At 78.5% G+C, this 7,078-nt stretch carries 5 protein-coding genes and 1 pseudogene; 2 read left to right on the top strand and 4 right to left on the bottom strand.

Annotated features, from left to right (window positions below; all coding sequences use genetic code 11):
- The 4 genes from VER05_RS20230 to VER05_RS20245 all read right to left on the bottom strand — a co-directional run.
- Nucleotides 1-143 (bottom strand): ATP-binding cassette domain-containing protein (locus tag VER05_RS20230; protein WP_324847102.1); only part of this gene is annotated, 143 nt, incomplete at its 3' end.
- A gap of 161 nt (nt 144-304) precedes the next feature.
- Nucleotides 305-1,891 (bottom strand): PQQ-binding-like beta-propeller repeat protein, encoded by a 1,587-nt coding sequence (locus tag VER05_RS20235; RefSeq protein WP_324847098.1) that lies wholly within the window; start codon nt 1,889-1,891, stop codon nt 305-307.
- Nucleotides 1,892-1,900: 9 nt separating this feature from the next.
- On the bottom strand, nt 1,901-2,764 hold the full coding sequence (gene otsB / locus VER05_RS20240) for a trehalose-phosphatase (protein WP_324847099.1): 864 nt from the start codon (nt 2,762-2,764) through the stop codon (nt 1,901-1,903).
- An 11-nt stretch (nt 2,765-2,775) separates the two neighbouring features.
- On the bottom strand, nt 2,776-4,209 hold the full coding sequence (locus tag VER05_RS20245; protein ID WP_324847100.1) for an alpha,alpha-trehalose-phosphate synthase (UDP-forming): 1,434 nt from the start codon (nt 4,207-4,209) through the stop codon (nt 2,776-2,778).
- 166 nt (nt 4,210-4,375) lie between these two features.
- Here VER05_RS20245 and VER05_RS20250 point away from each other — a divergent pair, with 166 nt between their 5' ends.
- Both VER05_RS20250 and VER05_RS20255 read left to right on the top strand, forming a co-directional pair.
- Nucleotides 4,376-6,391 (top strand): serine/threonine-protein kinase, encoded by a 2,016-nt coding sequence (locus VER05_RS20250; RefSeq protein ID WP_324847101.1) that lies wholly within the window; start codon nt 4,376-4,378, stop codon nt 6,389-6,391.
- A gap of 124 nt (nt 6,392-6,515) precedes the next feature.
- Nucleotides 6,516-7,078 (top strand): annotated as a pseudogene (locus tag VER05_RS20255) (hypothetical protein); the annotation flags it as partial.

Raw genomic sequence — 7,078 nt, forward strand, 5'->3', positions numbered from 1 at the left:
AGGGAGGTCGACTTGCCGCAGCCCGAGGGGCCGACGAGGACGAGGAACTCGCCGTCCTCGATGTGCAGGTCGAGGGCGTCCACCGCGGGACGCTCCGTGCCCGGGTACACCCGGGTGGCCTTGTCGAACGTGACCGTAGCCATGATTCATCGATCCCTTCACCGGCAGGTACGTGCCGGACGATCCGTCGTGAAGAGTGTCAGAGTGTCTTCGCTGACACGGGTCGAGGGAGGTCGGGTGACCCCCCTCGGTCCACCGACATCCAACCACACCTGGCTGACCTGCGGGTGAACTCGCGGGCGGCCTAGTTGAGGACGACGACGTCGGAGTCGCCGTAGCCGAGGAGGTCGCCGCCGTAGGGCCACACGCCCTGCACGTCGGCGGGCAGCCGCGTCGCCCACGCCGGCGCCCCGGAGGCCAGCGCGAACGCCGCCAGCGCCCGCTGGGACGCGGCCGCGGGGGCCCGGGCGTCCGCGCGGCCGGACGCGGTCGGGGCGTCGCCGACCGTCAGGCCGGCTTCCGCCAGGGCGTCCGGGCGCGCGAGCACCAGGACGTACCGGCCGTCGGTCATCACGGAGGCGCCGTCGCCGGACACCTCGACGACGGTGCGCCAGACCTCCCGGCCGGTCGCGACGTCGAGCGCCCACACCCCGTCGGTGTCCGCGCCGTACAGGGTGCCCTCGAGCAGCACGGCGGCGGGGTCCGACCAGCGGGGGTGCGGGGACGACCAGAGCTCGGCGCCGGACTCGGCGTCGACGCCGACCAGGACCCGGCCCTCGGAGGTCGACGTGGCGACCAGCTCCACCCCGGGCACCGAGCCGTCGTCGACCGACAGCCACAGCGGCTGGCCGGGCAGGTCGGTGAGCGCGGCCCCGTCGTCGTCGAGCAGCCGCGCGCCGGCGCCGCCGCTCGCCAGCAGGTGGCCCGTGCGGGAGACCGACAGGTAGTCGGCGCCGGCGGACTGCAGGCGGCCGTCCTCGGCGTCGAACGACCAGGACCCGAGCTCCCCCTGGACGAGCACCCGGCCCGGCGCGACGGAGACGCCCGGCGGGTAGTGCAGCCGGTCGGCGGCCGCGGGGTCGGTGAGCGGGACGTCGGTGCGCCACAGGGGCGCGGCGGCGCCGTCGTCGGGCCCCTCGCGGTCGGCGCCGGTGTCCCACGCGGAGACCCGCAGCGTGCCGTCGGAGAGCGACGCGAGCACCTGGAGCCCGTCGGCGGCGCCCCACCCGGACATGGGGGCCACCTGGCGGTCCGCGCGGAGCGTGCCCGTGGCGGCGTCGACGGCGACCAGCCGGGCCGCGCTGGGCGCGGTCGGGGACCACGAGCCGGAGTCGTCCGCCGCGTCGGCCGGGCCGCGGTCCAGCACCAGGCAGCGGACGACCTCGACGGGCTCGGCGTCGGGCACGCACGTCGGGTACTCCATGCCCACGTCCGGCTCGGCGCGGGCGCCGTCCTCGAGCGACGTCGACCAGACCTGCGTCCCGTCCCGGTCGAGCGCGACCAGCTCGCGGGCGGCGTCCCACGGCGGCGTCGCGACGCCGACCCGCAGGTCGCCGACGGGCACGCCGGACAGCACGACCGACGCGGTCTCCTGGCTGTACCGGTGCGCGGCGGGCAGGCCGGGCGCGACGGTCCGCAGCACCCCGGCGACCTGCTGGCGGGCGGCGACCCGGCCGTCCTCGCGCGCGTCGAGCAGGGCCTGGGTGCCGACGACCGCCAGCGCGGCGACGACGGGGACCGGCCACCAGCGGCGCAGCACCCGCCGGCGCCGGGCCACCTGCCGGGCGCGCGCCGCCTCCGCCGCGGGGTCGTCCGCCTCCGGGGCGAGCGGCAGATCGGTGCCGACGTCGACCAGCTCGACGTCCTGCATCGACTCCCGTCGTCGCCCCACGACCGGAACCTACGCCCGCGGGGTCGCTCCGCGCGCGGGATCGGCTTCCCCGGCCGCCGCGGAGACGTCCGCCGCCAGCCCGGCCAGCACGCCGGCCAGCGACTCCGGGTCGGGGACCCGGTACCGGGCGGCGGTCGGGCCGTCGCCGACCTTGACCGTGAGGTCGTCCGGCCCGAGGGCCTCGAAGGCGTGCTCGTCGGTGACGTCGTCGCCTGCGGACAGCACCGTGCCCGCGCGGAGCTCGTCGCGGAGCGCCACCAGCGCGGCCCCCTTGTCGGCGTCCAGCACCGACACCTCGACGACCTTCTTGCCGTGCAGCGTCACCGAGCCGAGCCGCTGGCCCACGCCGAGCGCCTCCCGCTCCGCCGCGTCGCCGGTCCCCGGGTCCGCCATGCGGGTGTGCACGACGACGGCGGCGGGCTTCGTCTCGACCCAGACGCCGTCCCGGCCGCGGGCCACCGCCTGCATCTCGCCGCCGAGCCGGGTCAGCCGGTCGGACTGCTCGTCGGTCAGCGTGAGGACGTCGCGGTCGAGGCCGTGCTCGCCGACGCGGGCGCGCTCGGCGCCGTGGCTGCCGATGAGCACCGTGCCCGCGGGGACCTCGGCCAGCCGGTGCAGGTCGGCGGCGGGCCGGCCGGACACCAGCGCGAGGCGGACCGCCTCCGGGTGCGCCGCGAGGTCCCGGAGCGCGGCGACGGCCTCCGGCAGCAGCCGGGACGCCTCGGGGTCGTCCTGGAGCGGCGCGAGCGTGCCGTCGAAGTCGAGCGCGACCAGCAGGGGCCGCCGGGCGGGGTCGGCGACCGCCGCGCGCAGGGCGGCGGCCAGGTCGTCGGTGCCGGCGGGCTCGCCGGGCGGGGTGGGTGCTGCGGGCACGGCGGGGCTCCTCAGACGTGGCGCTCGCGCACCGGGACGGCGGTCAGCACCGACAGGAACGACTCCGACCAGTGCGCGACGTCGTTCTCCAGCACCCGGCGGCGCAGCCGGCGCATCCGCTTGCGGGCCTCGCGCGGGTCGATGTTCGCGGCGTGCTGGATCGCGTTCTTCAGGCCGGCGATGTCGTGCGGGTTGACCAGGATCGCCGCGCCGCCGAGCTCGTCGGCCGCGCCGGTGAACTCGCTGAGGACCAGGGCGCCGCGGTCGTCGGACCGCGCTGCGATGTACTCCTTGGCGACCAGGTTCATGCCGTCGCGCAGCGCGGTCACGAGCATGACGTCGGCCGCGAGGTACAGGGCCGCCATCTCCTCCATCGGGTAGGAGTGGTGCATGTAGTGCACCGCCGCGTGCCCGAGCTCGCCGTGCTCGCCGTTGATCCGGCCGACCTGGGCCTCGACCTCCTCGCGGAGCTGCTGGTAGGCGCCCACGTTCTCCCGGCTGGGCGAGGCGACCTGCACGAGGGTCGACTCCGGCACGGTCATCCGGCCGTCCTCGAGCAGCTCCTCGAACGCCTTGATCCGGTGCCGGATGCCCTTGGTGTAGTCGAGCCGGTCGACGCCGAGCAGCAGCACCTCCGGGTCGCCGAGCTCCGCGCGGATCTCCTTGGCCCGCTGCTGCACCTCGGGGGTGCGGGCGAGCCGGTCGAACGCCTTGGAGTCGATGGAGATGGGGAACGCCGCGGCGCGCACGTGCCGCTCGACCCGGCCGTCGCCGTCGGTCAGCGTGATGACCTGGCCGCGGGTGGTGCGGTCGGTGAGCCGGCGGACCACCCGGACGAAGTTGGCCGCGTCGCCGCCGCGCTGGAACCCGATGAGGTCCGCGCCGAGCAGGCCCTCGACGACCTGGAGCCGCCACGGCAGCTGCGCGAAGATCTCGAGCGGGGGGAACGGGATGTGGTGGAAGTAGCCGATCCGCACGTCCGGGCGCAGCTCGCGCAGGAACTTCGGGACCAGCTGCAGCTGGTAGTCGTGCACCCACACCGTCGCGCCGGGCGCGGCCTGCGCCGCCGCCGCGTCCGCGAACCGGCGGTTGACCCGCTGGTAGGCGTCCCACCACTGCCGGTGGAACGTCGGGGGCTGGATCACGTCGTGGTAGAGCGGCCACAGCGTGTCGTTCGAGAAGCCCTCGTAGTAGAAGCGGAGGTCGTCCTCGGTCAGCTTGACCGGGACGAGCCGCATGTCGTCGGCGTCGAACGGCTCCAGCTCGAGGTCGGCCGAGCCGCCCCAGCCCACCCACGCGCCGTCGGACTGCTGCACGACGGGCTCGAGGGCGGTCACGAGGCCGCCGGGGGAGCGGGTCCAGCTCGGCGCGCCGTCCTCGCCCACGGTCACGTCGACCGGGAGGCGGTTCGCGACGACGACCAGGTCATAACCAGCAGAATCCACTGAAGTCCATCTCCTTGGTGTCGCCTCGACCTTAACGTGACCGAGGCGTGCCCGCCCGGGGAGCTCCGCGCGTCCTGCCGCCGCCGGCGGGGTCCGTGCGGGTGCCTTCACGGGTCCCGCCGCGCGGCGGCACGACCCCCGCGCGGCAGGCGGCTACCGTGCCCGCATGGAGCGCATCGGGCTGTCGCCGGGCGCCGAGATCGGCGGGTACACCATCCTCGCGCCGCTCGGCTCCGGCGGCATGGGCACGGTGTACCGCGCGGTCGACGGCGGCGGGACGCCGGTCGCGCTCAAGCTGCTGCACCCGCACGTCGGCGCCGACCCGTCGTCCCGCGAGCGGCTGCGCCGCGAGGTGCTGGCCCTGCAGCGGCTGCGGCACCCGGGCGTCGCGGCGGTGCTGGACGCGGAGGCCGACTCCACCGAGGCGTTCCTCGTCACCGAGCTCGTGCCCGGCCTCGACCTCGCGGAGCACGTGCGGCAGCGCGGCCCGCTCGACGCGGCGGCGCTGCACCGGGTGGGGGACGGCCTGCGGGACGCGCTCGGCGCCGTGCACGCGGCCGGCGTCGTGCACCGCGACCTCAAGCCCAGCAACGTGCTCGTCACGCCCGACGGGCCGGTGCTCATCGACTTCGGCATCGCGCAGTCCGTGGACGAGACCCGGGTGACCTCGACCGGGTTCGTCGTCGGCACGCCCGGCTACCTCGCGCCCGAGCTCGTCGACGGCGCGGAGCCCACCCCCGCCACGGACTGGTGGGGCTGGGCGGCGCTGCTCGCGTACGCCGCGACCGGCCGCGCGCCGTTCGGCACCCGGCCGCTGGAGGCGGTGCTGGTCCGGACCCGCAGCGGCGACGCCGACCTGGCGGGCCTCGGGCCGGTGACCGCCGGCGCGCTCTGGGACGCCCTGGCGGCCGACCCCGCCGACCGGGCCACGCCCGACGAGGTGGTGGCGGCGCTCGCGGAGGCGGCGCGGCGCGGGGAGGCCTACGACGCGGAGGCGGCGGACGCGGCGCTCGCGGCCGGGTCCCGGGGCGGCGCGCCGCGCGGGGGCACGGCGGCCGGGGGGACGGTGGCGCTCGGCGCCGCGACCGTCGCCCTGGGCGCCGCGGACGCGACGCCGACCGTCGCGCAGCCGGCCGGGACCGGGCCGCTGCCCGCGGGGGCCGCCGCCGCGACCGGCGCGACCGCGGTGCTCGGGCCGGACGGGACCGCGGTGCTCGCGGCCGAGCAGGACGGGACCGCCGTGCTGCCTGCCCCGGGCCGGCCGTGGGACGAGCCGGCGCAGGACGGCAGCACCCGGGCGTTCGGCGCGGACGCGCCCGCGCCCGCGCCGCCGTCGGTGCCGCCGCGCCAGGCCGCGCCCCCGTCGTGGGACGCCACGGGGGAGGACGACCGGTGGGCGACCGGGGAGTCGCCGACCCGGGCCTGGGACACGCGGCCGTACGCCGCGGGCGGGCCGGGCGACGACGGCGGGGCGTACGGGGCCGACCCGGGGGCGCCGGGGGCGTACCCCGGCGGGTACCCGGGGGAGTGGCCTGGCGGCGGGGACGACGGAGCTCCGCCCGCGCCCGAGCCGCCCCGCCGCACCGGCACCCTGCTCGCGCTGGCCCTGCTGGCGCTCGCCGGCGCCGCGCTGCGCCCCGGCGCCACCCTGCTCGCGCTCGTGCCCGTGGTGCTGCTCGCCCGGACGGTCGGGTCGGTGGCGGACGCCGTCGGCCGGCGGCGGGAGCGGGTCGGCGCCCGGCGCTCGGACGCGCTGCGCGCCGTCGCGTCGAGCCCGTGGCACCTGCTGCGCGCGTTCGTCACCCTGCTGCCGTCGCTGCTGGTGGCTGCCAGCCTCGTCGTGATCCTGCTCGGGGTCGGCTGGTGGCTGGTCGGGTCGGGCGCCGTCGAGGGCGGGCCCCTGCGGGCGGTGGGCGACGCGCCCGCGCCCGAGTCGGTGGCCGCGCTGCTCGTGGTGGCGGCGGCGGCCGGGCTGGCGGGGCTGTGGTGGGGGCCGGCGGCGCGCACCACCCGCGACGGTGCGCGCTGGCTGCTCGGCGGCGTGGCGCCCGGGCGCGGCGGGGCGACCGTCGTCGTGCTGCTCGCGCTGCTCGGGGTCGGCGCGCTGGTGGCGCTCGCGGCGACGGGGGCGCTCGTGGACTGGGTGCCGTTCGCCGAGCCCGCGCTGCCGGTCGGGGCCTGACGGGCGCTCCGCCGGCCGGCCGGGGCGGACCGCGGGCCTGGCACCGCGCGGCCGCACCGGATCCCCGCACGCCCGTCACCGAAGACCCGGGTCCGGCCCAGGTGCACCCCGTACGCTGGCCGGCATGACCGGGACCGCCGACGCGCGCCAGCCTGGTCCCGTGCTGCCCGGACCCGGGCGGCGCGGACGCGGCCCCGGGTTCCCCCGCGCCGCGCTGCTGCCGCTGCTCACCGCGGTCGCGTCGCTGGCCGCGCTCGGCGGCGCCGCGTGGCTCGGCGCCGTCCGCACCGTGGTGCACCCGTGCGTCACGGTCGACGGCCCGCTCGCCCTGCTGGGCGTCCGGCTCGCGGTGCTCCAGGACGCGGCCGGCTGCCCGACCGGCGTCGCGCTGACGCCCGCCGCGTCGCACGGCGCGGTGCTCGCGCTCGGGCTCGTCCTGCCTGTCGTCGCCCTGCACGCGGCGCTCGGCGCGCTCGGCCTCGGCCTGGCCGCCCTGCTGCTCCGCGCCGCCGGCCCCGTGCGGGCCGTGCTCGGCGCCGTGCTGCACGCGCTGCCCCGGGCGGCGCACCCCCGCCCGGCCGGGACCCCGCGCCCCGCGCCCGCGGGACCCTCCCACCACCCGCGCCCGGCCGTCCTGGCCCGCGCCCTGCACCCGCACCGGGGTCCGCCCGCGGCGTCCCACGGGGC

Source organism: Cellulomonas sp. (assembly GCF_035634735.1).
Lineage (GTDB): Bacteria > Actinomycetota > Actinomycetes > Actinomycetales > Cellulomonadaceae > Cellulomonas.